Origin of the sequence: Streptomyces sp. KL2 (genome assembly GCF_046529545.1) — a bacterium.
GTDB lineage: Bacteria > Actinomycetota > Actinomycetes > Streptomycetales > Streptomycetaceae > Streptomyces > Streptomyces radiopugnans.
The window spans coordinates 2,499,424-2,524,310 of sequence record NZ_CP127170.1; the positions used below are offsets into that span (position 1 = coordinate 2,499,424).

General features: G+C 74.1%; 23 protein-coding genes. 4 read left to right on the top strand and 19 right to left on the bottom strand.

Translation table 11 applies throughout. From position 1 onward, the window contains the following. Positions 1-22 precede the first annotated feature (22 nt). The 4 genes from hpt to dacB form a co-directional block, all read right to left on the bottom strand. Entirely contained in the window at positions 23-562 is a 540-nt protein-coding gene (gene hpt, locus QPK52_RS11270; RefSeq protein ID WP_093657861.1) for a hypoxanthine phosphoribosyltransferase, read from the bottom strand. 36 nt (positions 563-598) lie between these two features. Continuing rightward, positions 599-1,756: a tRNA lysidine(34) synthetase TilS gene (tilS, locus tag QPK52_RS11275; protein ID WP_410537314.1), complete on the bottom strand. Its 1,158-nt coding sequence runs from the start codon at positions 1,754-1,756 to the stop codon at positions 599-601. Between the two features lie 155 nt (positions 1,757-1,911). Then, positions 1,912-3,048 carry a zinc-dependent metalloprotease gene (locus QPK52_RS11280; RefSeq protein WP_410537316.1) on the bottom strand — a complete coding sequence of 379 codons (1,137 nt, stop codon included), beginning with the start codon at positions 3,046-3,048 and terminating at the stop codon, positions 1,912-1,914. A gap of 133 nt (positions 3,049-3,181) precedes the next feature. Continuing rightward, positions 3,182-4,672, bottom strand: coding sequence for a D-alanyl-D-alanine carboxypeptidase/D-alanyl-D-alanine-endopeptidase (dacB, locus tag QPK52_RS11285; protein ID WP_410537317.1), 1,491 nt, complete (start codon positions 4,670-4,672; stop codon positions 3,182-3,184). A 122-nt stretch (positions 4,673-4,794) separates the two neighbouring features. Here dacB and QPK52_RS11290 point away from each other — a divergent pair, with 122 nt between their 5' ends. Further along, positions 4,795-5,292 (top strand): inorganic diphosphatase, encoded by a 498-nt coding sequence (locus QPK52_RS11290; protein ID WP_410537318.1) that lies wholly within the window; start codon positions 4,795-4,797, stop codon positions 5,290-5,292. A gap of 145 nt (positions 5,293-5,437) precedes the next feature. On the opposite strand, the gene QPK52_RS11295 is transcribed toward QPK52_RS11290, so the two are convergent. From QPK52_RS11295 to QPK52_RS11310, 4 genes are all read right to left on the bottom strand, one after another. Next, positions 5,438-7,132: a threonine/serine exporter family protein gene (locus QPK52_RS11295; protein WP_410537319.1), complete on the bottom strand. Its 1,695-nt coding sequence runs from the start codon at positions 7,130-7,132 to the stop codon at positions 5,438-5,440. A 214-nt stretch (positions 7,133-7,346) separates the two neighbouring features. Next, positions 7,347-7,985 (bottom strand): PadR family transcriptional regulator, encoded by a 639-nt coding sequence (locus QPK52_RS11300; protein WP_410540298.1) that lies wholly within the window; start codon positions 7,983-7,985, stop codon positions 7,347-7,349. 114 nt (positions 7,986-8,099) lie between these two features. Continuing rightward, positions 8,100-8,663, bottom strand: coding sequence for a DinB family protein (locus tag QPK52_RS11305; protein WP_410537320.1), 564 nt, complete (start codon positions 8,661-8,663; stop codon positions 8,100-8,102). Between the two features lie 220 nt (positions 8,664-8,883). Further along, positions 8,884-9,723 carry a helix-turn-helix domain-containing protein gene (locus tag QPK52_RS11310; RefSeq protein ID WP_410537321.1) on the bottom strand — a complete coding sequence of 280 codons (840 nt, stop codon included), beginning with the start codon at positions 9,721-9,723 and terminating at the stop codon, positions 8,884-8,886. Positions 9,724-10,069: 346 nt separating this feature from the next. On the opposite strand from QPK52_RS11310, the gene QPK52_RS11315 reads away from it, so the two are divergent. Continuing rightward, on the top strand, positions 10,070-10,693 hold the full coding sequence (locus QPK52_RS11315; protein ID WP_410537322.1) for an ATP-binding protein: 624 nt from the start codon (positions 10,070-10,072) through the stop codon (positions 10,691-10,693). Here the strand turns inward: QPK52_RS11315 and QPK52_RS11320 are convergent. Beyond that, positions 10,680-10,919 carry a DUF397 domain-containing protein gene (locus QPK52_RS11320; RefSeq protein WP_410537324.1) on the bottom strand — a complete coding sequence of 80 codons (240 nt, stop codon included), beginning with the start codon at positions 10,917-10,919 and terminating at the stop codon, positions 10,680-10,682. The genes QPK52_RS11315 and QPK52_RS11320 overlap by 14 nt on opposite strands. Positions 10,920-11,146: 227 nt before the next feature. After that, positions 11,147-11,512, bottom strand: coding sequence for an ArsR/SmtB family transcription factor (locus QPK52_RS11325; RefSeq protein WP_410537326.1), 366 nt, complete (start codon positions 11,510-11,512; stop codon positions 11,147-11,149). 252 nt (positions 11,513-11,764) lie between these two features. On the opposite strand from QPK52_RS11325, the gene QPK52_RS11330 reads away from it, so the two are divergent. After that, the gene (locus tag QPK52_RS11330) at positions 11,765-13,756 is read left to right on the top strand and encodes an ABC transporter ATP-binding protein (protein WP_410537327.1); all 1,992 of its coding nucleotides are present in this window, start codon (positions 11,765-11,767) and stop codon (positions 13,754-13,756) included. Positions 13,757-13,926: 170 nt separating this feature from the next. Next, complete coding sequence (locus tag QPK52_RS11335; protein WP_093657628.1) at positions 13,927-14,955, top strand: rod shape-determining protein; 1,029 nt, start codon at positions 13,927-13,929, stop codon at positions 14,953-14,955. Here QPK52_RS11335 and QPK52_RS11340 read toward each other — a convergent pair. From QPK52_RS11340 to QPK52_RS11380, 9 genes are all read right to left on the bottom strand, one after another. Beyond that, on the bottom strand, positions 14,945-15,829 hold the full coding sequence (locus QPK52_RS11340) for a DUF4184 family protein (RefSeq protein ID WP_410537329.1): 885 nt from the start codon (positions 15,827-15,829) through the stop codon (positions 14,945-14,947). The genes QPK52_RS11335 and QPK52_RS11340 overlap by 11 nt on opposite strands. Positions 15,830-15,970: 141 nt before the next feature. Further along, positions 15,971-16,594 (bottom strand): SRPBCC family protein, encoded by a 624-nt coding sequence (locus tag QPK52_RS11345; protein ID WP_410537330.1) that lies wholly within the window; start codon positions 16,592-16,594, stop codon positions 15,971-15,973. Between the two features lie 130 nt (positions 16,595-16,724). Beyond that, positions 16,725-16,928, bottom strand: a complete 204-nt coding sequence (locus QPK52_RS11350) for a hypothetical protein (RefSeq protein ID WP_410537332.1) — start codon at positions 16,926-16,928, stop codon at positions 16,725-16,727. Beyond that, positions 16,925-18,796: an acyltransferase domain-containing protein gene (locus QPK52_RS11355; RefSeq protein ID WP_410537334.1), complete on the bottom strand. Its 1,872-nt coding sequence runs from the start codon at positions 18,794-18,796 to the stop codon at positions 16,925-16,927. The genes QPK52_RS11350 and QPK52_RS11355 overlap by 4 nt, the downstream gene beginning before the upstream one ends. Positions 18,797-18,988: 192 nt before the next feature. After that, positions 18,989-19,264 (bottom strand): acyl carrier protein, encoded by a 276-nt coding sequence (locus QPK52_RS11360; RefSeq protein ID WP_093657622.1) that lies wholly within the window; start codon positions 19,262-19,264, stop codon positions 18,989-18,991. Between the two features lie 115 nt (positions 19,265-19,379). Beyond that, positions 19,380-20,654 (bottom strand): ketosynthase chain-length factor, encoded by a 1,275-nt coding sequence (locus tag QPK52_RS11365; RefSeq protein ID WP_410537335.1) that lies wholly within the window; start codon positions 20,652-20,654, stop codon positions 19,380-19,382. Beyond that, positions 20,651-21,919: a beta-ketoacyl-[acyl-carrier-protein] synthase family protein gene (locus QPK52_RS11370; RefSeq protein WP_410537336.1), complete on the bottom strand. Its 1,269-nt coding sequence runs from the start codon at positions 21,917-21,919 to the stop codon at positions 20,651-20,653. Before QPK52_RS11370 ends, QPK52_RS11365 begins: the two co-directional genes overlap by 4 nt. Positions 21,920-22,212: 293 nt before the next feature. Next, the gene (locus QPK52_RS11375) at positions 22,213-23,838 is read right to left on the bottom strand and encodes an acyl-CoA carboxylase subunit beta (RefSeq protein WP_410537337.1); all 1,626 of its coding nucleotides are present in this window, start codon (positions 23,836-23,838) and stop codon (positions 22,213-22,215) included. A 72-nt stretch (positions 23,839-23,910) separates the two neighbouring features. Continuing rightward, positions 23,911-24,705, bottom strand: a complete 795-nt coding sequence (locus QPK52_RS11380; protein ID WP_093657614.1) for an AfsR/SARP family transcriptional regulator — start codon at positions 24,703-24,705, stop codon at positions 23,911-23,913. Positions 24,706-24,887: the final 182 nt, after the last annotated feature.

Sequence of the window (24,887 nt, forward strand, 5' to 3'; positions counted from 1 at the left end):
GCCCCGGGCCCGCCCGGGGCCGTCAGCCTCCGTAGACGTGCGGCGCCAGTGTCCCGACGAACGGCAGGTTGCGGTACTTCTCCGCGTAGTCCAGGCCGTAGCCGACGACGAACTCGTTGGGGATGTCGAAGCCGACCCACTTCACGTCGATCGCCACCTTCGCCGCGTCCGGCTTGCGCAGCAGGGTGCAGACGTTCAGCGAGGCGGGCTCGCGCGAGCCGAGGTTCGACAGCAGCCAGGACAGCGTCAGGCCGGAGTCGATGATGTCCTCGACGATCAGGACGTGCCGCCCCTTGATGTCGGTGTCCAGGTCCTTGAGGATCCGGACCACACCGGAGGACTGGGTGCCCGCGCCGTAGGACGACACCGCCATCCAGTCCATGGTGACCGGCGAGGACAGGGCCCGGGCGAGGTCCGCCATGACCATCACCGCGCCCTTGAGGACCCCGACCAGGAGCAGGTCCTCGCCCTCGTACTCCGCGTCGATCGCCTCCGCCAGCTCGGCCAGCTTCGCGTCGATCTCTTCCTTGGTGATGAGCACCGACTTGAGGTCGGCGCCCATGTCCTTGTCGTCCACCCTGCTGCTCTCGGTCGGGGATCACACTTGCCGGATGACCAGTGTGCCACCCTGCCGCAGGGCGGCCACCCGGCCGGGCAGGCTGATGGCCCGCTGGCCGTGCCAGCCGGTGACCAGCCGGTCCACCTCCTCGATGTGACGGGCGAACAGCGAGCCCGCCGGGGAGCCGGACGCGACCGCCGCGCGGCGCAGCACACGCCGGCGGACGGCGGGCGGCAGGGCGCCGAGCCGGGCGACGTCCAGGGCGGATCCGGATCCCCCTGTGAGATTCACGACATTCGCGACATCACCGCCCCTGCCGCCTCCGCCGTCCCCGTCCGCCCGGGACGGCGGGAGCTCCGCGCGGACCTCCCGCTCGGCCTCGCGGGCCCAGGCGTCGAGGGCGTCGGCGTCGTCGCGCGCGAGCTGCGCGGTGCGGGCCAGCGCCTCGACCACGCCCTTGCCGAGCGCCTTCTCCAGGGCGGGCAGGGCGTCGTGGCGCACCCGGGAGCGGGTGAACGCGGGATCGGCGTTGTGCGGGTCGTCCCAGACCGGCAGCGACTGCACCATGCACGCCTTGCGGGTGGTCTGCCGGTCCACGGCGAGGAACGGCCGCAGATAGCGGTGCCGGACGCCCCGGCGCCCGGCCGGCGAGCCGGAGACGGCGGCCATCCCGGACAGCGAGCGGGTGCCGGAGCCCCGGGCCAGACCGAGCAGGACCGTCTCGGCCTGGTCGTCGCGGGTGTGCCCGAGGAGGACCGCGGCGGCGCCGAGGCGGTCGGCGGCCTCGTCGAGGGCGGTGTAGCGGGCGGTGCGGGCGGCGGCCTCGGGGCCGCCGTCGCGGCCGACCGCCACGGTCAGGGCCTCGGCCGGTTCGAGGGAGAGTTCGGCGAGGCGGGAGACGACCTCCCGGGCCCGGTCGTCGGAGCCGGGCTGGAGGCCGTGGTCGACGGTGAGGCCCCCGGCCCGCAGACCGAGGCGGGGGGCTTCGAAGGCGAGGGCGGAGGCGAGCGCCATCGAGTCGGCGCCGCCGGAGCAGGCGACGAGTACGAGCGGAGGGCGCCGGCGCGGGGCGAGGGGGCCGGGAGAACCCGGGGAACCGGGGGAATCGGGGGAACCGCCGGGGACGTCCTGGAGCACGTCACGGAGTGTGCGGCGAACCGCCAGGCGTATCGCGGCGACCGCGGGATGGGGACCCATGTCCGTTCACTTCCTCGGGGAGTCGTGACCGCGCAGTCGGTGACTACGCTGAGTGCGTCGATGGTGACAGAGAAGTGCTGTATCCCTGAGCATCGCACGCGCGCCCGTCGCCGACGGTCCCTCGCAAGAGTGATTGTCCCGGCGTTCGGCGGTCATCAGTCCGCTTTCCGGTGCACCCTCGCGATCCACTCCTCCGGCTCGGCGATCTCGGCCCTGGTGGGCAGTGTGTTGGGGGAGGTCCACACACGGTTGAAGCCGTCCATCCCGACCTCCTCCACCACCGCCCGCACGAACCGCTCGCCGTCGCGGTACTGGCGCAGCTTGGCGTCGAGTCCCAGCAGCCTGCGCAGCGCCTGGTCGAGGCGGCCGGCGCCGGCCGCGCGGCGCTTCTGGAACTTCTCGCGGATCTCGGCGACCGACGGGACCACCTGGGGCCCGACGCCGTCCATCACGTAGTCCGCGTGCCCCTCCAGCAGCGACATCACGGCGGTGATGCGGCCGAGGACCTCGCGCTGCGCCGGGGTCTGCACCAGCTCGACGAAGCTTCGCCCCCCGTCCCGCTCCCCGTCGTCCCCGGACTCCGGGCGGCCGCCCCCGGCCAGCGACTGGAAGGCCTCGCGCAGCCGCTCCAGCAGCGCGGAGGGCTCTATGTCGGTCTCCCCGAGGAAGGCGTGGATCTCCCCCTCGATGTGGTCGCGCAGCCACGGCACCGCGGAGAACTGGGTGCGGTGGGTCTCCTCGTGCAGGCACACCCACAGCCGGAAGTCGTGCGGGTCGACGTCCAGCTCGCGCTCGACGTGCACGATGTTCGGCGCGACCAGCAGCAGCCGCCCGCCGCCCTCGCCCGGGGCGCCCGGCAGGTCGCGGGTGGGCGGGGCGAAGGTCTCGTACTGGCCCAGGACGCGCGAGGCCATGAACGACAGCAGCATCCCGACCTCGACGCCGGTCACCTTGCCGCCGACCGCGCCGAGCACCGCGTTGCCGGGGCCGTCTCCGCGCCGCGCCCGCATCTTGCCCAGCAGGGGCGACATCAGCTCGCGGAAACCGGCCACGTTGGCCCGGATCCAGCCGGGCCGGTCCACGACGAGCACGGGGGTGTCCGCGGCGCCGTCGGGCGTCATCCGTGTGAAGCCGCGCACGTGCTCCTCGGCCGCCGAGGCGTGCCGCCGCAGCTCGGCCACGGCCTCCCGCGCCTCCTCACGGCTCACTTCGGGCCCGGGCTTCACGAGCCGGGTCGCGGTCGCCACCGCGAGATTCCAGTCGACCATCTCCACACCACCGAGGCTCGTCATGACTTCACCGTACGTGCCGGTGCCCCCGAACGGGAGCGGACCGGTGCCCGGGCAAGGGTGCCCGCGTGGCGGCGGGTCACGCCTGACCCGGACGGCGGCACCGGACGGCGGGGCCCGTGGGACCGCCGGCCGGTCAGCGGCAGCCGCAGCCGGCCAGGACGGCGGCGAGGCGGTCCAGGGCCTCGTGGGCACCCTGGCGGTCGGTGGTGCCCGACGCCGTGAACGCGAAGGCCAGGAGTCTGCCGTCGGCGTCCACGACCGTGCCCGCCAGGGTGTTGACCCCGGTCAGCGTGCCGGTCTTGGCGCGGACCAGGCCCGCGCCGGTGCGGGTCGCCTCGCCGTCGTAACGGCCGCCGAGCGTGCCGCTGAAGCGGGCCACGGGCAGCCCCGTCAGCACGGGCCGCAGCTCGGGGCGGGCGGGGTCGGCGGCGAGGGCCAGCAGCCGGGTCAGCAGTCCCGCGGAGATCCTGCCGCTCCGGTCGAGCCCGCTGCCGTCGGCGAAGCGGGCGCCCTTGAGCGGCAGCGCCCCGCCGTATCCGGCGAGCTGTGCGCGCACCGCGCGTCCGGCGCCGGTGAAGCTCGCGGGCTCGCCGCGCGCGACGGCGGTCTGCCGGAAGAGGGCCTCGGCGATGTCGTTGTCGCTGTGGAGCAGCATCCGCTCGACCAGTTCGGCCAGCGGCGCGGAGCGGTGCACCGCCAGCTCGTCGGCGCCCTTCGGAGCCTTGCGGGCGCGCCCGGGGTGCTCGGGGTGCTCGACGTCGACGCCGCGCTCGCGCAGGCGGTCGGCGAAGACCTCGGCGGCGTCCCGGGCCGGGTCGTCCGAGCGGGGGGCGGGCCCGCGGGTGCTGTCGTCGAGGCGGCCCGCGTTCACCATCAGCGCGCTGACCGGCGCGATGTTCTCGTTCGGTCCGATCGGATGGCGGGCGGGGCCGGAGTAGAGCGAGGTGTCGTGGGCCAGTGCGATCCGCTTCGCGCCGCGTTCCGCCAGTTCCCGGGCGGTGGCGTCGGCCAGCCTCCGCAGGGCGGCGGGGGTGACCGTGGGGTCGCCGCCGCCGACCAGGAAGACCCGCTCGCCCTCCGCGTCCCACACCGCCCGGGTGGGGATGCGGTGGTCCGGTCCCAGGGCCGACAGCGCGGCGACCGCCGTGGCGACCTTGACGGTGGAGGCGGGTACGACGCCCCGGTCGGCCCTGGCCCCGTACAGCTCCCGCCCGGTGGCCACGTCCAGCACCGAGGCGGTGCGGAGCGTGCCCAGGGCGCCGTCCTCCAGCAGCGGATGGAGGGCGTCGGCGAGCGCGGCGGGCGCGGGGACGGGGGCCTCGCCCGGGTCCGGCGCGTCCTTCCCTCCCCGGCCGCCCCGGCCGTCCCCGCCGCTCCCGCCCTCACCGGCGGGCGCGGCGCCCAGCGCGGTGAGCACCTCGGCGGCGCTGGGCGCCGGGGCGGGGCCGCCGGGGAGGCCCGCGCCGATGTGCTCCGCGCCACTGTGGCGGTCCCAGTGGGCGGCGCGGGCCCGCTCGGCCGTACGCTGGCCGGAGTCCCAGGGTCCGGCGGCGGCCACAGCCGTCACCGCGACCGCGAGTCCGGCGGCGGCGGAACCGGCCGCCACCCGCCATGTGTCCCGCACCTCGGACCAGCCCCTTTCGCGACCACACGCCTGCGTGAGGGACACTTAACCACCACATCGCCGCTCTCCGGGGGAAGCCCCCGGGCCACTGACGAGTGCTGAAGCATACGGAGGAGTCTCCCTTGGAGTTCGACGTCGTCATCGAGATCCCGAAGGGTTCGCGGAACAAGTACGAGGTGGACCACGAGACCGGTCGCATCCGGCTCGACCGGCACCTGTTCACCTCCACCGTGTACCCGGCCGACTACGGCTTCGTCGACAACACCCTGGGTGAGGACGGAGACCCGCTGGACGCGCTGGTGCTGCTGGAGGAGCCGACCTTCCCCGGCTGCATCATCAAGTGCCGGGCGATCGGCATGTTCCGCATGACGGACGAGGCCGGCGGCGACGACAAGCTGCTGTGCGTGCCCGCGTCCGACCCGCGCATGGAGCACCTGCGCGACATCCACCACGTGAGCGAGTTCGACCGGCTGGAGATCCAGCACTTCTTCGAGGTCTACAAGGACCTGGAGCCCGGCAAGTCGGTCGAGGGCGCGGACTGGGTCGGCCGTGCCGAGGCCGAGGCCGAGGTCGAGGCCTCGATCAAGCGCCTGGAGGCGTCGGGCGGCGGCCACCACTGAGCCGCCGGCACCGAGCCGCCGGGCCCGGCCCCCGCGTGCCCCGGGACGAACACGGCCGCCGCGCCGCGTACGTCCCGGGGCGCGTTCCGTTTCGGGGTACGCCCCGGGCCGTACGCGTCCCGCGGGGCGTACGTCCCGGGCCGGGTCAGAAGCCGCGGGTGCGCTTGGCCGCGCGCCGCCCCGGCAGCGGGCTCTCCTGCCCCGGCGCCTTGATGAACAGGCGGGCCAGCTCGTTGCCCAGGTTGACGCCGATCGCGATCGCCAGCGCCAGGGCCGCGGCCCGCGACAGGTTCTGCAGTCCGTGGTCCAGGTCGCCCTGGGCGATGCCGATCAGCCCGAAGTAGATGGCGCTACCGGGCAGCAGCGGGCCGATCGCCGCCGTGATGTACGGCAGCGCCGAGACGAACTGGTAGCGCGACATCAGCTGCCCGAACAGGCCCACCAGGCCCGCCGCGGCCGCGGTCGCCGCGACGGGGTCGATCCCGCCGGTGTCGGCCATCGCGCCGTACACCAGCCAGGCGACGCCGCCGTTGAGCGTGGCGAGCAGCACGGTGGAGCGCTCCTGCTGGAGGAGGACGCAGAAGGTCAGGGCCAGCAGCATCGCCGCCAGGAGCTGGAGCAGCGGCCGGCTGCGGATGTCCAGGCCCTCCGGGTCGAACTGGGCGCCCATCTCGGCGCCGATGTAGAGCACCAGCAGCACGCCGCAGACGATGCCGACGACCAAGTAGACGACCTCCAGCAGGCGGGCCGAGGCCGTGATGTAGAAGCCGGTCAGCCCGTCGTGCACGGCGGCCACCAGCGCTCTACCGGGGATCAGCGGGAACAGGCCGCCGGTGACGACCGCGGAGGCCCTGATGGCCAGGCCGAGGTCCGCCGCGAACAGCTGGACCAGCACCCCCAGCACCGCGGGCGGCATCGCCGCGGCCACGAACTGGTAGAACTCTGGCATTCCGCGCTGGGAGAAGAACCAGGCGAGCCGGTCGCCGAGCATCGCGCCGAGCGCGGCCAGGAGGAAGACCACCCAGCCACCGCCCACCAGGGTGGACGCCGCGCCCGCCAGCAGACCGCTGGCCACGGTGAGCGTGCCCTTGGAGTACGGGTGGCGGTTGCGGCGGATCTCGGCGAGGCGGCCGTACGCCTCCTCCAGCGTCACGTCGCCGTCGGTGATGTCGGCCACCAGGCGGTAGACCGCCGACAGCCGGTTGTAGTCGGTGCCGCGGCGGCGGACCGTACGGCTCAGCGAGACCGGGTCGTCCACCAGCGACGGCTGGTAGGTGATCGTCAGCAGGGTGAAGGTGACCGTCGGCTCGCAGCGGTCCAGCCCGTACGCGTGGGCCACCCCGAACATCGCCGCCTCGACGTCCTCGGCGCCCTCGCCGCCGGCGAGCAGCAGTTCGCCGATGCGCAGGGTCAGGTCGAGTACGCGCGGCGCCGACGGCCCGGTGTCGGTGTCCTCCTCGTCGGTGCGCCGGGGGCGCTCGGGCACCGGCCGCTCGCCCAGCGGCATCCGGACCATGGTGCGCATCCGGTCCTGCCAGGGCGCGCCCGGCCGCACCAGGTTGTCGATCACCGGGATGCCGTCGGGCGGGGTGAAGGCGGACCCGGGCTCGGGGGACGCCGCCCTGCGCACGCCCTCGGGCACGGCGAACTCGGAGGTGGGGTGCTCGTCCTCCGGTGGCGGCGCGGGAGGCCTCAGCCCCTCGGGCACGGCGAACTCGGAAGTGGGGTGCTCGTCCTCGGAGTACGGGGACGACAGCGGTACGCCGGAGGGCGGGGCGAAGGCGCTGTGGCTCTCCTCCGGTGCGGACCTGCGGTCCTCCGGACGGACGGTCTCGGTCACCGTGCTGTTCCTCGTGGTCTCCGGGGCCAAACTCGCCGCTCCTCACGCCTCCAGTCGTCTTCTCGCACGGACCTCGGATTTCCCGATCACGGCGGGAGATGTCCGTTTCCCTCAGCGAGGATACGGCCGGGCGCCCTGCCGGGAGGGGACGTGGAGGTGTCCGTCCGGTGTGAGATGCGTTGCAGCCGCCGGGGCCCGGCGGCCGGCCCCGCCGTCACCCGCGGGGGCGGTCGTGCGGACGCCCGGCGCGCGGGTCGTCCGCGTCTGCGGGCAGCACCTCCACCGACCGCTCGCCCTCGCCCGCCATCACGTACGCGCCGCCCTCCAGGCGCTCGATCAGGCCCCGGGTCCACTCCGCGCCGCTGGCGGCGTTGTGCACCCACAGCCTCATGATCTCGCCGATGTGGCCCCACTCGTCCGGGGCGCCCGGGGGCGTCCACTCCCCGGCGACCTCGGCGCTCCACTCCTCCAGCGCCGCCACGCGCCGCCTGAGCAGTTCGATCGCCTCCCGGCGGGGCAGGTCGACGATGAAGCCGACCCCGGCCGTGAGCACGTCCGGCTTCTCGTCGTGCGCCGTGAGCGCCCAGCGCAGCAGCCGGTGGTACTCGGCCTCGCCGGCGCCGGTCAGCTCGTACTCGGTGCGCGGCGGGCCGCCGGCCGTGCTCGGCTCGGTGTCGTGGGCGGTCAGCAGGCCCTGCTTCGCCATCTGCTTGAGCGCGTGGTAGATCGAGCCCGGCTTGGCGTTGGACCACTGGTGCGCGCCCCAGAACTCCAGGTCGTTGCGGACCTGGTAGCCGTGCGCCCGCCCGTGCTGGCGGACAGCTCCCAGCACCAGCAACCGGATCGCCGACACCGCCGACCTCACCGTTCCCTTCCGGGCCTTGCCCGTACCCGCCGCCGACCAGCGTAGACGGGCGGCGGCGGGCACCGGCAGGCCGCCGGGGGAGGCAGGTCGCCGGACGGCAGGTCACCGGAAGGACGACCAGTCCGGTTCCGGCAGCGCACCCGTCTCGAAGACCAGGTCGAAGGCGCCCTTGCCGTCGATCGTCTCGCGGATGACGTCCGCGTGCCCGGCGTGCCGGGCGGTCTCCTCGATCTGGTGGAGCAGGCCCCAGCGCCAGGAGCGGGGTCCGCCCTCGTCCCAGGGCATCTTGGGGGCCGAGAAGGTGTCGTCGAGGGAGGGCACCGACCGGACCGCCTCCTCGGTCTCGCGCGCCACCCGCGCGTAGAGGTCCAGCAGCTCCTCGACCGTCTCGTCGTCCCTGACGGCCAGGCCGTCCTCCCAACGCTTCACGCCGGCCTCGAAGTCGAAGGGCTCGCCGCGCATCGTCGCCAGCGCGCTCTGCTCGCCCACCGCGACGTGCTTGAGGATGTCGGCCAGGGAGAACGCGCTCACGGTCGGCCTGCTGCGCGCCTGCTCGTCCGTGAGGCCGTGGAGGGCCCGGCGGATGCCGCCGCGCTGGGCGTCCAGATAGGCGAGCAGGGCTCCGCGCTCGTCGCCGCGGTTCTCGGAAACGACAGGAACGGGCATGGGTGGTTCTCCTCACAGGTCGGTCGTCGGGCCGCCTTCCGGCCCTTCACCGACAACGACGCTATGAGCCCTTGAGGACGGATTCTGTCCTCAAGGCCCTCCCGGCGCTTTTTCCGACGGCTCCTTTTTCCGTTTTCCGTTTTCCGTTTTCCGGCACCGGAGCCGGAGCCGGCGGCGTCCCGTGCGCCCCGGCCGGGACGCCGTCCGCCGGACGGGCCGGTCAGATCTCCTTGCGGACCTCGTGGAGGAGCGCGCGGGTGTCCTCCGGGCCGAGGCTGTCCCGCAGGAGGCGGTCGAGGACGTCCTCGTACTGGGCGACCTCCTCCGGCTTGTCGACGTAGAGGGCGCTGGTGAGGTGCTCCAGGTAGACGATGTCGGAGATCTCCGACTCGGGGAAGCGCAGCAGCGTGAACGCCCCGCTCTCGGCCGGGTGCCCGCCGGTGTCGAACGGCATCACCTGGAGCGTGACGTGGGGCAGCTCGGAGAGTTCCGCCAGGTGCCGCAGCTGGGCGTCCATCACCTCGCGGCCGCCGTAGGGGCGGCGCAGCGCGGCCTCGTCCAGCACACAGCGGAATGTGGGGGCCTGCTCGGACAGCAGCAGCTTCTGCCGCTCCAGGCGCAGTGCGACGCGGCGGTCGACCTCCTCCCGCGACAGCCCCGACCGGTGGCCGCTGGTGACGACCGCCCGCGCGTAGTCCTCCGTCTGGAGCAGCCCGGAGACGAACTGCACCTCGTAGACGCCGATGTGCGAGGCCGCGCCCTCCAGTCCGACGTACGTCTGGAACCAGTTCGGCAGCACGTCGCTGTAGTTGTGCCACCACCCCGCCACGCTGGACTCGCGGGCGAGGCTCAGCAGCGGCTCGCGTTCGGCGTCGTCGGTGATGCCGTAGAGCGTGAGCAGGTCCGCCACGTCCCGCGCCTTGAAGCTCACACGCCCCAACTCCATGCGGCTGATCTTCGATTCGGAGGCCCGGATGGAATATCCGGCCGCCTCGCGGGTGACTCCGCGGGACTCGCGCAGCCGCCGCAGCTGGGAACCGAGCAGGATGCGGCGCACCATGGACCCACTCGACCCGTTGGCCCCGTTCACTCCGTTTTTCACCGGGAATGCTCCTGTTTGTATTCAGCTCTCCACCCCTGCACCAGCAGCAGTCTGCCACCAATGCCTTCGTTGCGTGCCCAGGCGGTTACACACAATCGAAAGTCGCTCGTGCACGTGCATCTGCCCTTGCATCTGCTGTGGGCATTGGGAACCATGGGGAAAGCACAAGTGCACGCGGGGTCAGGGCACTTGCGCATGTACACGATCCACCGATGCAGCGCAACGAGCGGAACGCGATACGGAGCACCACCGCTGACGGGGTCCGCCAGGGCCATGACCGCCGCAATGCCAGGAGTGTCTCGTCATGGGGACCGAAGGACCGACCGTGCTCGACCGGTTATGGCATGACTTCCCGTCGCTCGACCCCGACACGCTCTCCGGCTCGGCCTCCTGCGCGCTCCAGCCGCGCTACGAAGCGGTCAAGACCGCCCGTGAGTTCACCCGGAACGTACTGCTGCGCTGGCGGTTGGCCGGGAACTTCGACACCGTGGCCCTGGTGGTCTCGGAGCTGGTGACCAACGCCCTGCGCCACGGCGTGCCGGGCGCCGTCCCCGGCGAAACCCTGGATCCGCCCGTGCGGCTCCATCTGATGCACTGGTCCGGCCGCCTGGTGTGCGCCGTGCGCGACCCCAGCGGAAAGGCGCCCGTGGCGAAGAGGCCCGGCGGGGACCTCAGCGGGCGACTCGGCGGCATCGGCTGCGATTTCGGCGATGATCTCGGCGATCTCGGCGATCTCGGCGATCTCGGCGACGAGTTCCCCGGTGCGCTCTTCGACGACACGGCGGAGTCCGGGCGCGGCCTCTTCCTCGTCGAGTCCTTCAGCGACGACTGGGGATGGCAGCCGATGGCCGGTGCCATGCCCGGAAAAGTGGTCTGGGCACTGTTCAGACTGAACCCCGAACGGGGCGCCGGCGTCAGTCCTGTATGAGGTGGTCGAACTCGCCGTCCTTGACGCCGAGCAGCATCGCCTCGACCTCGGCCGGGGTGTAGACCAGCGCGGGGCCGTCCGGATAGCGCGAGTTCCGCACGGCCACCTCTCCTCCGGGGAGCTTGGCGAACTCCACGCACGCTCCCTGCGAGTTGCTGTGTCTGCTCTTCTGCCAGAGGACCCCCTGGAGGTCCCTGGCTGCCATGCCGTTGTATGCGTGGGGCATCGGACTCTCCCGGCTGTGCGGTCGGGGGCGGTCGGGTGCGGTCAGGGGCTGAATCGGTCGACCAGCCCGGATCATAACGCCGTTCACGTGCCGATGCACGTGAAGATGCACGTGCACGACAGCCTGTCACAGTGTCATGACAACCTGTCGAAAGGCCGGTTCGCGTGCGGGCGGCGGGGCCGGGCGCACACCGCGCCCGGCCGCCGCACGCGCGTCGGCCGCGCCGTTCACACGCCGGGGTCGCCGGACCCCCTCTCCAGGAGACCGCGCAGGTCCCCCAGGTCCCCCATCCCGCGCCAGAACCGCTCGTACGGGCTCAGCCAGTGCTGCACCTCGCTGAGCGGTCCGGCCTCCAGCCGGTAGTGCCTCTCCCTCCCCTTGCGCCGTTCGCTGACCAGGCCGGCCTCCCGGAGCACCTTCAGGTGCTCCGAGAGGCTCGGCCTCCGCATGTCGAAGTGGTCGGCCAGCCGCTGCACGGGCTGCGGCCCCTCCACCCGGAGCAGCCTCAGCACCTCGCGCCGGGTCGGGTTGGCGAGGGCGGAGAAGAGCCGGTCCTCACGGAGCCGGTCCTCGGGTACGTCGATGGCGCTCATGTTTCCCCCTTGCGAGCCAGTGGTCAGTTGGCAGTGGCGGAGAGGAGGGAAGCCGGCGCCGCCGGTCGGCGGCGCCGGGCCGCTCGCAGTCCGCTTGTATCGGTGGTCACCGAATGATCCCCCGGCGGGCGCCCGTAGCGGAACCCTGTCCCACCCGCTGAACGGCGGCGTCCGGCTCCACCCGCCCTTGACCTCAAGTCGACTTCAGGTCCTAACGTCCTGATCACCGCAACGACGACGTGAGGATCCGCGATGAGTATGGAATCCGCCGCGTGGAACGCCCTGTACCAGGCGCGCCACGCCCCGCAGGGGCGACAGGGCTCCTCCTCCGCGCTGTCCCGTGCCACCCTGCGCCGCATCGCGGGCTTCGCCCGCCCGCACCGGCGGCGGCTGGCACTCTTCCTGCTGCTCAGCACCGCCTCGGCGGCGCTGGCCGTGGCCACCCCCGTGCTCGCGGGCCGGGTGGTCGACGCGATCGTCGAGGGCGCGGCGGCCGGCACGGTGGGCCGGCTCGCCGTCCTGATCGCGTTCGTGGCGGTGGCCGAGGCGGCGATCGGACTGCTGGCCAGGTGGCTGTCCGCGCGCATCGGGGAGGGGCTGATCCTGGACCTGCGCACCGCCGTCTTCGACCACGTCCAGCGGATGCCGGTCGCCTTCTTCACCCGCACCCGCACCGGCGCGCTGGTCAGCCGGCTGAACAACGACGTCATCGGCGCCCAGCGGGCCTTCAGCAACACCCTGTCCTCGGTGGTCGGCAACTTCGTCACCCTGCTGCTCACCCTGGTGGTCATGATGCGGCTGTCCTGGCAGGTCACACTGCTCGCCCTGGTGCTGCTGCCGGTGTTCGTGCTGCCCGCGCGGCGCATGGGCTCCCGGCTGGCCCGCCTCTCGCACGAGGCCGCGGCCCACAACGCGGCCATGGGCACGCAGATGACCGAGCGCTTCTCCGCCCCCGGCGCCACCCTGGTCAAGCTGTTCGGACGGCCGCGGGAGGAGTCGGAGGAGTTCGCGGCGCGGGCCCGGCGGGTGCGCGACATCGGGGTGCGCACCGCCATGGTCCAGCACGTCTTCTTCACCGCTCTGACCGTCGTCTCCGCCCTGGCGCTGGCCCTGGTCTACGGGCTCGGCGGCTGGTACGCGCTGCGCGGCCGGCTCGACCCCGGCGCGGTGGTGGCCCTGGCCCTGCTGCTCACCCGGCTCTACGCCCCGCTGACCGCGCTGGCCGGCGCACGGGTGGAGGTGATGAGCGCGCTCGTCAGTTTCCAGCGCGTCTTCGAGGTACTGGACCTCAGGCCGCTGATCGAGGAGCGCGAGGACGCCCGCGAGGTGCCCGACGGCCCGGTGTCGGTGGAGTTCGACAGCGTGGACTTCGCCTATCCGTCGGCCGAGAAGGTCTCCCTGGCCTCCCTGGAGGAGGTCGCCGTCCTCGACGCGCGCGGCGGCGAGCAGGTGCTGCACCAGGTGTCCTTCCGCGCCGAGCCGGGGCGGATGGTGGCGCTGGTCGGCTCCTCCGGCGCGGGCAAGTCCACCATCGCCCAGCTCGTGCCGCGGCTCTACGACGCCGACGGCGGCGCGGTGCGGCTGGGCGGCGTGGACGTACGGGACCTGACCTTCCGTTCACTGCGCGCCACGCTGGGCATGGTCACCCAGGACGGCCACCTCTTCCACGAGTCGATCCGCTCCAACCTGCTGTTCGCCCGGCCCGGCGCGAGCGAGGACGAACTGTGGGACGTACTGCGCCGCGCCCGGCTCGACGAGCTGGTCGCCTCCCTGCCCGACGGGCTGGACACGGTCGTCGGCGAGCGCGGCTACCGCCTGTCCGGCGGCGAGCGGCAGCGGCTGACCATCGCCCGGCTGCTGCTGGCCCGGCCGCGGGTGGTGATCCTCGACGAGGCGACCGCGCACCTGGACTCCACCTCCGAGGCGGCCGTCCAGGAGGCGCTGGCCGAGGCGCTGCGCGGCCGCACCTCCGTGGTGATCGCCCACCGCCTCTCCACCGTCCGGGCCGCCGACCTGATCCTGGTGGTGGAGGGCGGCCGGATCGTCGAGCGCGGCACCCACGAGACGCTGATGGCGGCGGGCGGGCGCTACCGGGAGCTGTACCGCACCCAGTTCGGCGCGCAGTCCGGCGCCTCCTCCCGGGAGTTCTCCGGCGGACCCTCCCACGGGCCCTCCGGCGGCCCGGACGGCAAGCCGCCCGGACGGGGCGCCGGGGAGCCCGCCGTGCCCGGCTCCGTCTCCTGACCGGCCATCACCTTCCCGGCGGTACGCGGAACTCGGCGGCCGCGGCACCCGTGGCGGCCCTCGCCCATCCGGATCAGTCCAGCGCGCGGGACCGCCGTCCGGCCCCCACGATGAGGAGCGGGGCCGCCGGGCGGCGGCCCGTATCGAGCCATGTCCGGGGAGATGCCGCTGTGACCGTCAGTCTTGAGCAACTGAGCCGCTGTTCCGTAGCCGTCGACCTCGGCGCGGCCAGGACCCGGGTCTACCTCAAACGGTTCGGCGTCATCGTGGACGCGCCGTCGGCCGTCGCCGTCAACACCCGCTCCGGAGCCCTGATCGCGGTCGGCGCCCCGGCCGAGCGGATGGTGGGCCGCACCCCCGAGCACATCCGGGTGGTGCGGCCGGTGTCGGGCGGGACCGTGGTGGACATCGACATGGCCCGGCGGATGCTGCGCGCCCTGGTGGGCGACCGCATCCGCCGGGCCTGGCGGCGCAAGCCGATGCTGCGCGCCGCCGTGTGCATCCCGCACGACGCCGAGCCGCTCGTCCAGCGCGCCGCGATCGAGACGCTCACCGGGATGGGCGCGCGGCGGGTCGAACTGGTGGACAGCCTCATCGCCGCGGCCGTCGGCTCCGGGCTGCCCGTGGAGGAGCCCGAGGCCACCATGATCGTGATGTGCGGCGCGGCCACCTCGCACGTCGCGGTGCTCTCGCTGGGGTCGATCGTCGCCTCCGAGACGGTGCCGGTCGGCGGCGAGATCATCGACCGCGCCGTCATCCAGCATCTGCGCAACCAGCACGAACTGATGCTCCCCAACCAGGCGGTCCACCCCCTGCACCTGGCGATGTCCGTCGCCCCGCCCGGGCAGACCGAGGCCGAGGTGTACGGCCGGGACGTGTCCACCGGGCTGTTCCGCACGGTGAACGTGGACACCGAGAGCGTGCGCGCCGCCATCCGGCCCCCGCTGACGGCGATGGTGGACGCCATCCGCGGCGTGCTGCGCCAGTGCCAGCCCGATCTGGTGGCCGACCTCGCCGACCGCGGGATCATGCTGGTGGGCGGCAGCGCGATGCTGCCGGGGCTGGACTCGATGCTGCGGCAGGCCACCGGGATGCCGGTGCACGTCGCCGAGCAGCCGGCCGTCTGCGCGGTGGAGGGCCTGGGCGCGATGCTGGAGGGACGGGTGCGGCTGCTGCACCGCGATCCGCTCAGCCGCTGACGGGCCGCCGGCCCGCCGGCTCCTCCGCACAGGGCGCACCGGCACCGGGTGTACGGGACGCACGGCGGTCCCGCGCCGCCGCCACCGCCCGGAGCGCCACCGCGTACAGCGGCAGGGCGAGCGCCGCCCCGGCGCCCGCGCCGAACAGCACGGTGGGCACGTACCCTTCCCACGGGACCGCCTCCGGCTCCGCCCCCGCCCGCCTCGCGCAGCGGTGGACGGCGCCCGCCACCGCCGCCGCGCCCAGCAGCGCCACCGCGCCCGCCCGCCCGCGCGCGGGCAGGACCGAGAACACGGACAGCGCGGGCGCCGGGGAGTGGGGCAGCCGGCGCCACGCCCGGACCAGGAAGGCCGCGACGGCCACCAGGGCCACGGCGGAACCGCCGTACTGGAGCTGGTGGTAGAGCGGCACGCCCAGCACCCGATCGTCCAGCACCGGGATCCACCGCACGCCCCACCGGTCCATGTGCGTGAACGAGTCCCAGAGGACATGGGTCGCGGCCCCGAGCGCCGCGGACACCCAGCACCACGGCAGGAGGCCGGCGAGCGGACGGCCGCGCCAGGGACGACCGCGGGTGAGCGCGTACGCCCGCCCCCGCGCCCCCTCGGGCAGCAGGGCCAGCAGCGGCTCCCGCAGCAGCAGCCACATCCCCAGCAGCGCCGCGAGCAGGACGTCCACGGTGACCGTGCCGAGCGCCGAGTGGGTGTACTCGCCCAGCCGCATGATCCGCGGGTCGGCGCTGGCCGCGTAGTACAGCGTGTCCGGGGCGAGCGTCCCGGCGACCAGCGCGGACGCCACCAGCGGGCCCCGTCCCCTTCCGTCCGCGCGGATCCCCGGCAGCGCGGCGGCGACGTGGCTGAGTGTGAACGGCATCCATCCCCCCGGGCCGTCTCGGTGCTCCCGGCCGCACCCTATCCGTACCGCCCCGGCCGCCCCGGCCGCCCGGGGCGGCCGGGGCGGTCGGGGCGGCCGGGGCGGCCGGGGCGGCCGGGGCGGCCGGGGCGGCCGGGGCGGTCAGCCGTTCGGGGCCGGGAAGCGGAAGCGGCGCGCGGAGCGGGGCGGCCGGGGGGATACGGACGGCAGCGGACCGGCGCCCCGGTCCCAGGCCGCCCCGGCGGGATCCCGCCCGGAGTCGCCGCCGGCCGGGCCGCTGCCCGCGGCGGAGCCCACCTCCTCGGTCACGGCCGCCTCCGCCTCCCGCTCCCCCGCGCCCGTCAGCCGCTCGTACAGCGCCTGTGCGTCAGCCGGCAGATCACGCCGCCATCCGCACGCCACCACCGGCCACAGCAGCACCATCGCGCCCCCCAGCGCACACCTCACCCCCACCTCCACCCGGCATCCGCCCCCCTCCCACGGCCACAGCCGGAAGTCGAACCGCGGCACCTGCCATCCCAGCGGCGTCCACATCCGCTGCCCCTCGAACGACACCCTCGCCGGCGGCTCGCACACCACCCGGCGCAGCACGCACTCCCGCCGCCGCCCCGGGAACCGGTACCGGTACTCCCCCTCCCGGGTATCCACCGGACGCGCCGAGACCACGCCCGAGTGCCAGGCCGCCAGCCCGCACCCGTCGGCCAGGCGCCAGAACACCTCCTCCACCGGCAGCGGTATGGACACGTACACCCGCACCTGCGGCATCCGGCACCTCCAGCGAGCGACAGCGCCGGCCGCGCGATCGGCCGAACACCCCGGCCCGTCCGGGCCCACCTCTACACAGCCAGGCTGGAGGCGTGCGCTCCCGGTGTCCTGCGGTCGGGAGCCGTTCGGGTTACGTCCGCGGGAGCTCCGCCGGCCGGGGGACGCCGGGGACGCCGCGACCACCGGGGACGTCGGGGACGTCGGGGAGGAGCCAGCCGTGGTGGCCGGGTGCCGGGAGCGCGAGGTGGGGCGGGGGTGTCCAGGCGTTCCCCGCCGCGGCCAGCGACCGGTACACGCCCCACCAGATGCTCGCCGGGGCCGTACGGGTGCTCATACGGCCGTCAGTGGCCGGCGCCCCTCGAAGCGGCCGTCCGCCGCGGAAGCCTCCGGACCGGGTTCCTCCGGTGCGGGCGGGGCGTCGGCGCTCCAGTTCCACAGGCGGCTCACCGCGTCCAGGTCCAGGGAGTGCCCCTCCTCCCACAGCCGGGCCGCGGCGGTGAGCACCGACCGCCGGTCCTCCTCCGGACCGGCGGGGCGGGCCGGCAGCATCGGCACCACGGCGCTGGCCTTCAGCCGCACCGCCTGGTGGCGGCGGGCGAACGCGGTGAGGGTCTGCCGGGGGCCCGCCTCGACCAGCAGCATGTCGTCGGCCGCGAGCAGTTCGTCCAGCGCGGGCCTGAAGTACACGGTGTCGGTGAGCTGACGGGCCCAGAAGTCCGGCCGCAGGGCGTCGTCGGGGCCGAGCGGGCCCCCGGTGTAGCCGGAGTAGAGGGGGAGCGCGGGCGGGCGCAGCCGTACGCCCCGGTAGGCGCGCTCGACGGCCTCGGACGCCGGCGCCATCGCCGGGCAGTGGAACGGGCTGGTGGCGGGGACGGCGACGACGGTGTGGCCGTCGGCGCGCAGCCGCGCCGCCACCTCGTCCAGCGGCGCGCAGGAGCCGGCCAGCATGGTCTGCCGGCCCGCGTTGACCGCGGCGATGGCGACGTCGCCGCGCAGGTACGGGCGCAGCTCCTTCTCGGAGGCGGCGACCGCGAGCATCCCGCCGGGCGGGATCTCCACCGCGTACCGCACCCGCTCGCGCATCATGCCGACGGCGTCCGGCAGCGACACCACGCCCGTGAAGACCGCGGCGACCAGTTCGCCGGCGCTGTGGCCGAGGAAGGCGGTGGGGCGCACGCCCCAGCCGAGGACGGTGCGGCCGAGCGCGTAGTCCACGGCGAACAGCAGCGGCTGGGCGCGGCGCACGTCGTCGATGCCGATCCCGGGCGTGCGGGTGGTCCCGTCGGCGAGCCAGTCGGCCCGGACGTCCTCGCCGTCCTCGCCGAACAGGTCGAGCACGGCGTCCACGGCGGCGGTGAACACCGGCTCCCGGCCGTACAGCCCGGCCGCCATCGCGGTGTGCTGGGAGCCCTGCCCGGGGAAGAGGAGGGCGACCGGGCGCGGCCGGCCGGTGGCGACGGCCTTGGCCCCGAGCACGGCCCGGGCGGCCCGGTCGGCGGTGGTGACCGCCGCGGCGCGCACCGGGCCGGGCTCCTGTCCGCAGGGCACCGCGGTGGGCAGGACGGGGAAGGCCTCGGGGAAGAGCCGGTCGACCATGGGGCGCAGCTCACCGCGCACCCGGGCCTCGTCGGCCTCGTCCCGGCCGGACCACAGCAGCAGCCGTACGCCGCCGGGGTCGGTGCTCCGGCCGCCGTGCCGCAGGGGGCGGACCACTGGTTCGCCGTCAGAGGTGTCGAGAGCGCCGGAGGCATCGGAGGCGCCGGGGACGCCGGGGAGGTCCGGTACGTCCAGTACGCCCAGCACGCGGTCGCCGTCCGCGACGGCTTCGGCCGCGCGCCGCACGGCGTGGACGGTGACCGCCTCCGACCGGGGCTCGCCGAATCCGGCGACGAGCGCGAGGTCGACGTTCTTGGCGAGGAGTTCGCGGTGCGCTCGGCGCAGCGCGCTGCCGGGCGAGGACGCGGTGTGCACGGGAAAGCCCTCGTGCTCCGTGCCGAGGCCCTCGGCGGTGCGGGCGGCGCCGACGAAGACCGCCGTACGCGCGGGCAGGTCCTCCGGCGAGCGGCCGAAGGCGCGCAGCACCGCGGAGACGGCGGCGGCGGTGGCCGTGACCGGTTCGCCGCGGCCGGCCTCCCCGGCCGGTGCGCCCTTGGTGCTGACCACGAGTCTGCGGACCACGGCGGTGTGTTCGGTGAGCGGCATGGGCCCTCCTGTCGGCGGCCGGATCCCCGGCGGCGGATGGCTTCGGAAAGCGGGAGGCGGACGGCTGGCGGCGGGCGGCTGGCGGCGGGTGTCAGGAGCGGTGCGGGAGAACGGGGTGCGGGAGAGCGGAACGCGGAGAGCCGGGGCGGCCGCCCTGCCGGAGAGCGTTCGGCAGGGCGGCCCGGGGCCGGCTCAGGCGGGGGAGGCCTGGCCGGAGTTGATGAGGTCCAGCAGGGCGTGCGGGGTCTCGGCGTCGACGACCGCGTCGTCCGGTATCGCGATCCCGTACTCGCGCTGGATCTGGCCGATGACCTGGAGCAGGGCGAGGGAGTCGTAGCCGAGGTCGATGAAAGGGGTGTCCAGGACATCGCCGTCCAGGTCCACGCCCTCCTCCTCGCCGGCGCTCTCGCGCAGCATCCGGGTCAGGTCGGCCAGGGTCACCTCGGTCTTCGTGGTGGTCGTGGACATGTTGGTTCCTCTCTGTGATGTGCGTGGATGCGGTGGTGCGTGTGTGGGGGGCGGGGGGCCGGTGGGTACGGCCTTGGCGGGTACGGCCCGGCGGGCCCGGCTCGGTCGGCGCGGCTCAGTCGGCGCGGCGCAGGACGAGCGCCGCGTTGAAGCCGCCGTGGCCGCGGGCCAGCACCAGCGCGGTGCGCAGGTCGGCCTCGCGGGCGCCGGTGACCAGGTCGATCCGGTGGCCGGGGTCGGCCTCGGCGACGCCCGCGGTCGGCGGGATGACGCCGTCGCGCAGTGCCAGCAGCGCGGTGGCCGCGTCCAGCGCGGCGCCTCCGGCGAGCAGCCGCCCGGTCATGCTCTTGGGCGCGGTGACCGGTACGCCGCGGGCGCCGAAGACCTCCTCCAGCACCCTGGCCTCGGCCCGGTCCAGTTCGGGGGTGCCCGCCGCGTCGGCGAAGACGACGTCGACGTCCGAGGGGACCAGTCCGGCGTCGGCCAGGGCGTTCTCGGCGGCCCGGCGCAGCGCGGACGGCCGTCCGCTGCCGGGCGCGGGGTCGAGGGTGGCCGCGTAGCCGGCGACGGTGCCGTAGACCTGCCCGGCACCGCGCTCCCGGGCGGACTCGGCGTCCTCCACGATGAGGATCGCACCGCCCTCGCCCGGCACGTATCCGCTCGCCTCCGCCGAGAAGGGCAGGTAGGCGCGGGAGGGGTCGGACTCGGTGCTCATCAGGCCGGAGGCGATCTGCGGGACCCAGCCCCAGGGGCACAGGGCCGCGTCGACGCCGCCGGTGACGACCACGGGCACGCCCTTGCGGACGTGGCGGCGGGCGTGGCCGATGGAGTCGACGCCGCCGGCCTGCTCGGTCAGCAGCACCCCGCTGGGGCCGCGCATCTTGTGGCGAATGGAGATCTGGCCGGTGTTGACGGCGTAGAACCAGGCGAAGGACTGATACGCGCTGACGTACTCCTTGCCCTGGCTCCACAGGTTCTGCAGCTCGCGCTGGCCGAACTCCACCGCCCCGCCGGAGGCGGCGGTGACCACGCCCATGCCGTACTCGGGCAGGTCGCCGGGGACGATCCCGGCGTCGGCCACGGCCCAGTCGGCCGCGGTGAGCGCCAGGCGGGTCATGTGGTCGGTCTGCGGCATCAGCCGGCTGGGGATGTGCTCCTCGGCGACGTAGCCGGGCACCTCCCCGCCGACGGTGGAGGGGTACTGGGACGGGTCGAAGCGGGTGACGCGCCCCAGGCCGCTCTCGCCGGCCAGGGTGGCCCTCCAGTAGTCCTCGGTGCCGAGGCCGTTGGGGGCGGCGATGCCCAGGCCGGTCACGACCGCGGTGGTCCGTACGGCCGGCGCGGTCGCCGCCGCGGGCCGTACCGCGGGCGCCGTCGGTGATGCGGTCATCGGACACTCCTCTCCGGCCGGGCGAGCAGCATGGCGCTCTGGAAGCCGCCGAAGCCGCTGCCGACGCTGAGCACCGTGTCGGTCTTCCTCTCCCGGGCGGTCAGCGGGATGTAGTCGAGGTCGAGTTCGGGGTCCGGCTCGTGCAGGTTGGCGGTGGGCGGCAGGACGCCGTGCTCCATCGCCAGCGCGCAGGCCGCGATCTCCAGGGAGCCGATGGCGCCCAGCGAGTGGCCGATCATCGACTTGATGGAGCTGATGGGGGTGGCGTACGCGTGGTCGCCCAGGCTGCGCTTGAAGGCGCCGGTCTCGTGGCGGTCGTTCATCTTGGTGCCGGAGCCGTGGGCGTTGATGTAGTCGATCGCCGTCGGGTCGAGGCGGGCCTCGTCCAGGGCCGCGTCGATGGCCTCGGCCATCTCGCGGCCGTCGGGCTTGAGGCCGGTCATGTGGTACGCGTTGCAGCGGGCGGCGAAGCCCGCGATCTCCGCGTAGATGTGGGCCCCGCGCCTGCGGGCGCTCTCCAGCTCCTCCAGGACCAGGATCGCCGCGCCCTCGCCCAGGACCAGGCCGCTGCGGGTCCGGTCGAAGGGGCGGCAGGCGCTCTCGGGCGTGTCGTTGCGGGGCGTGGTGGCGTGGATGGCGTCGAAGCAGGCCGAGGTGATGGGTGAGATCGGCGCCTCCGTCGCGCCCGCGATCATCACGTCGCAGGTGCCCTCGCGGATCAGCTCGACCGCGTGGCCGAGCGAGTCCAGGCCGGAGGTGCAGCCGGTGGAGACCACCGCCGCCGGGCCCTCGGCGCCGGCCTCCTGCCCCACCTCGGCGGCCATGGAGCTGGGCACGAAGTGGCGGTACAGCTCGGGCACCGCGTACTCGTGGTCGACGTTCCACTTGCGGCCGCCGTCGCTGACCACCACGTACTCGCGCTCCAGGCTGGTGGTGCAGCCCACCGCGCTGCCGAGCGAGGTGCCGATCCGGGACGGGTCCAGGGCGGAGACGTCCAGGCCGCTGTCGGCCAGCGCCTCGCGGGTGGAGACCACGGCGAACTGGGCGGCCCTGTCGAGCCTGCGGATCTCCTGCGGGCTCAGGCCCGCGGCCGCGGGGTCGAAGTCGCACTCGGCGGCGACCCGCGAGCGGAAGGGGGAGGCGTCGTAGAAGGAGATCGCGCGGGTCGCGGTGCGTCCCGCGGTGAGCAGCTCCCAGTACTCCTTGACGCCGACCCCGCCGGGGGCAACGACGCCCAGACCTGTGATCACGACTCTGCGTACCACCGCTTACCTCCCCTTCGACGGGACCGGATGCCGCTTTCGGCATCCGGCGGTTGGAACTGTGCGGGCCACTGCCGTTCCCTTCGTCCGTGACGCTCTCGTGGCGTTTGCTGAGGGTTTCGGCGGCCGGGGCGGTTCGGGGTTCGGTCCCTTGCCGCCCCGGTGCCGGGCCGGGCGACCGCCCGCTCGTGACGCGCCGCCGCTTCCGGTGACCCCATGGTTGAAGCCGTCCCTAGACGGGGACTCGCGCCCCTCTGGACGGACCGGCGGCCACCGCTTCCGGGGGCCTTCGGGCGCTAGAGCGGGACGTTGCCGTGCTTGCGTTCGGGCAGGTCGGCCTGTTTGCGGCGGAGCATGGCCAGGGAGCGGGCCAGGACCCGCCGGGTGTCGGCGGGGTCGATGACGTCGTCGACCAGGCCGCGCTCGGCCGCGTAGTAGGGGTGCATCAGCTCGGCCTTGTACTCCTTGACCAGCTCCGCCCGGGTGGCCTCGGGGTCGTCGGCGGCGGCGATCTGCCGCCGGAAGACGACGTTCGCCGCGCCCTCGGCGCCCATCACCGCGATCTCGTTGGTCGGCCAGGCGTAGGTCAGGTCCGCGCCGATGGACTGGGAGTCCATCACGATGTACGCACCGCCGTAGGCCTTGCGCAGCACGACGGAGACGCGCGGCACGGTGGCGTTGCAGTACGCGTACAGCAGCTTCGCGCCGTGCCGGATGATCCCGCCGTGCTCCTGGTCCACCCCCGGCAGGAAGCCGGGCACGTCGATCAGGGTCACCAGCGGGATGTTGAAGGCGTCGCAGGTGGAGACGAAGCGGGCGGCCTTCTCGGAGGCGTGGATGTCCAGCACCCCGGCCAGCTGCTGGGGCTGGTTGGCCACCACGCCCACCACCTGGCCGTCGATGCGCGCCAGCGCGCACACCACGTTGCGCGCCCAGGCCTCGTGCACCTCGAAGTACTCGCCGTCGTCGACGATCTCCTCGATCACCGCGCGCACGTCGTAGGCCCGGTTGCCGTCGGCCGGCACCAGGCCGGCCAGCGCCTCGCAGCGCCGGTCGGCCGGGTCGCCGCCGCGGACGGCGGGCGGCAGCTCGCGGTTGTTGGACGGCAGCAGGGACAGCAGGTAGCGCACGTCCTCCAGGCACTCGGTCTCGTCGTCGTGTGCGAAGCCGGCGACCCCGGAGGCCGCGGCGTGCGCGTCGGCGCCGCCCAGCCCGTCGTGGGTGATCTCCTCGCCCGTCACCGCCTTGACCACGTCGGGGCCGGTGATGAACATCTGCGAGGTCTCGCGGACCATGAACACGAAGTCGGTCAGCGCCGGGGAGTACGCCGCCCCGCCCGCGCACGGGCCCAGCATCACCGAGATCTGCGGGATGACGCCGGAGGCGGCGGTGTTGCGGCGGAAGATGCCGCCGTAGCCGGCCAGCGCGGTCACGCCCTCCTGGATGCGGGCGCCGGCCCCGTCGTTGAGGGAGACCAGCGGCGCGCCCGCGGCCCGCGCCAGGTCCATCACCTTGTGGACCTTGGCGGCGTGGGCCTCGCCCAGGGCGCCGGCGAAGACGCGGAAGTCGTGGGCGTAGGCGAAGACGGTGCGGCCGTGGACGGTTCCCCAGCCGGTGACCACCCCGTCGCCGTGCGGCTTGCGGTCCTCCAGGCCGAAGCCGGTGGCGCGGTGGCGGCGCAGCGGCTCGATCTCGGTGAAGGTGCCCTCGTCGAAGAGGACCTCCAGCCGCTCGCGGACGGTGAGCTTGCCCTTGGCGTGCTGCCGGCGGGTGGCCTCCGGATCGGGGCCCCGGCCCACCTCCTCCTTGAGCCGGAGCAGTTCGGCGGTGGCCCGGCGCAGGTCGGGACCGGGTTCCACCACCTGGTCCGGGGCGGTCCGCGATGCCGGTGCGCTCGTCGTGATGTCGTCGAGGATCGTCATCGGCCGAACGTAGGAACGCCGCCTAGAGGTCGGCTGGAGCAGCCGGGCCGCTTTCCGCCCCGGCCGCGCCGGTCAGCGCGCCGCGTGCGCCGTGGCGTCGAGCTGCGGGTCGCCGGAGAGCACCGCGTGGTGCAGCCGCTGGAGCTTCGGCGAGGGCTCCATGCCCAGCTCGTCGATGAGTGTGCTGCGCAGCCTCTGGTAGGACTCCAGGGCCCGCCAGGAGTTGCCCGAGCGGTGCAGGGCCACCATCAGCTGGGCGCAGAAGTTCTCGTGCATGGGGTGACGGGCCGACAGCACCCGCAGTTCGGGAACGAGTTCGGTGTGCCGGCCGAGCCGCAGGTCGGCGTCGACGCGGCGCTCCAGGGCCGCCATCCGGTCCTCCTCCATGCGCAGGACCTCCAGCTCCAGGACGCTTCCGACCCTCACGTCCACCAGTGCGGGGCCGTGCCACATCTTCAGCGCGCGACCCAGCAGCTCGGAGGCCGTGCGGTCGTCGCCGGCGTCGTAGGCGGCCCGGCCGGACGCGGCGAGCTGCTCGAACTCCTGGACGTCCACCTGGCCGGGCTGCACCTGGAGCAGATAGCCGCCGTGCTGGGTGATCAGCACGTCCTTGGCCTCCCGCGCCGGGTCGTCCTCCAGGGCCACCGCGATCCTGCGGCGCAGCTGGAGTATGTAGGTCTGCAGGGTGGTGGCGGCGCTGCGCGGGACGTTCTCGCCCCAGATCTCCTCCATCAGGGTCGGCACGGTCACCACGTGGTCGGCCTGGAGGGCGAGCAGTGCGAGGATCTGCCTCGGTTTGGCGGCGCTCGGAACCACAGACACTCCCCGCTCCACCGCCGCGAGCGGACCCAGAACCTTGATCTCCATGGTGTGCTCTCCCCTTGTCGAGCCTTACCCGCCGGCAATCCGCCTGGCGGTTCCTCTCGGAGCATTGAGTGAGGCTCGCACGGTGCGGGAGCGGCGCACAGTGAGGCGCTCATGAGCGCGGTCGTGAAAATCTCATGGGTCGGTGGTGAACGCCGCACTGGGCTCCCCGGTGGCATGGATCA

Excerpts from the sequence above, each read along its gene's own strand:
- hpt (WP_093657861.1), bottom strand. The coding sequence starts at position 562 with ATGGGCGCCGACCTCAAGTCGGTGCTCATCACCAAGGAAGAGATCGAC.
- tilS (WP_410537314.1), bottom strand. The coding sequence starts at position 1,756 with ATGGGTCCCCATCCCGCGGTCGCCGCGATACGCCTGGCGGTTCGCCGC.
- QPK52_RS11280 (WP_410537316.1), bottom strand. The coding sequence starts at position 3,048 with ATGACGAGCCTCGGTGGTGTGGAGATGGTCGACTGGAATCTCGCGGTG.
- QPK52_RS11305 (WP_410537320.1), bottom strand. The coding sequence starts at position 8,663 with ATGCCCGTTCCTGTCGTTTCCGAGAACCGCGGCGACGAGCGCGGAGCC.
- QPK52_RS11310 (WP_410537321.1), bottom strand. The coding sequence starts at position 9,723 with ATGGTGCGCCGCATCCTGCTCGGTTCCCAGCTGCGGCGGCTGCGCGAG.
- QPK52_RS11315 (WP_410537322.1), top strand. The coding sequence starts at position 10,070 with ATGGGGACCGAAGGACCGACCGTGCTCGACCGGTTATGGCATGACTTC.
- QPK52_RS11320 (WP_410537324.1), bottom strand. The coding sequence starts at position 10,919 with ATGCCCCACGCATACAACGGCATGGCAGCCAGGGACCTCCAGGGGGTC.
- QPK52_RS11325 (WP_410537326.1), bottom strand. The coding sequence starts at position 11,512 with ATGAGCGCCATCGACGTACCCGAGGACCGGCTCCGTGAGGACCGGCTC.
- QPK52_RS11330 (WP_410537327.1), top strand. The coding sequence starts at position 11,765 with ATGAGTATGGAATCCGCCGCGTGGAACGCCCTGTACCAGGCGCGCCAC.
- QPK52_RS11340 (WP_410537329.1), bottom strand. The coding sequence starts at position 15,829 with ATGCCGTTCACACTCAGCCACGTCGCCGCCGCGCTGCCGGGGATCCGC.
- QPK52_RS11345 (WP_410537330.1), bottom strand. The coding sequence starts at position 16,594 with ATGCCGCAGGTGCGGGTGTACGTGTCCATACCGCTGCCGGTGGAGGAG.
- QPK52_RS11350 (WP_410537332.1), bottom strand. The coding sequence starts at position 16,928 with ATGAGCACCCGTACGGCCCCGGCGAGCATCTGGTGGGGCGTGTACCGG.
- QPK52_RS11355 (WP_410537334.1), bottom strand. The coding sequence starts at position 18,796 with ATGCCGCTCACCGAACACACCGCCGTGGTCCGCAGACTCGTGGTCAGC.
- QPK52_RS11360 (WP_093657622.1), bottom strand. The coding sequence starts at position 19,264 with ATGTCCACGACCACCACGAAGACCGAGGTGACCCTGGCCGACCTGACC.
- QPK52_RS11365 (WP_410537335.1), bottom strand. The coding sequence starts at position 20,654 with ATGACCGCATCACCGACGGCGCCCGCGGTACGGCCCGCGGCGGCGACC.
- QPK52_RS11375 (WP_410537337.1), bottom strand. The coding sequence starts at position 23,838 with ATGACGATCCTCGACGACATCACGACGAGCGCACCGGCATCGCGGACC.
- QPK52_RS11380 (WP_093657614.1), bottom strand. The coding sequence starts at position 24,705 with ATGGAGATCAAGGTTCTGGGTCCGCTCGCGGCGGTGGAGCGGGGAGTG.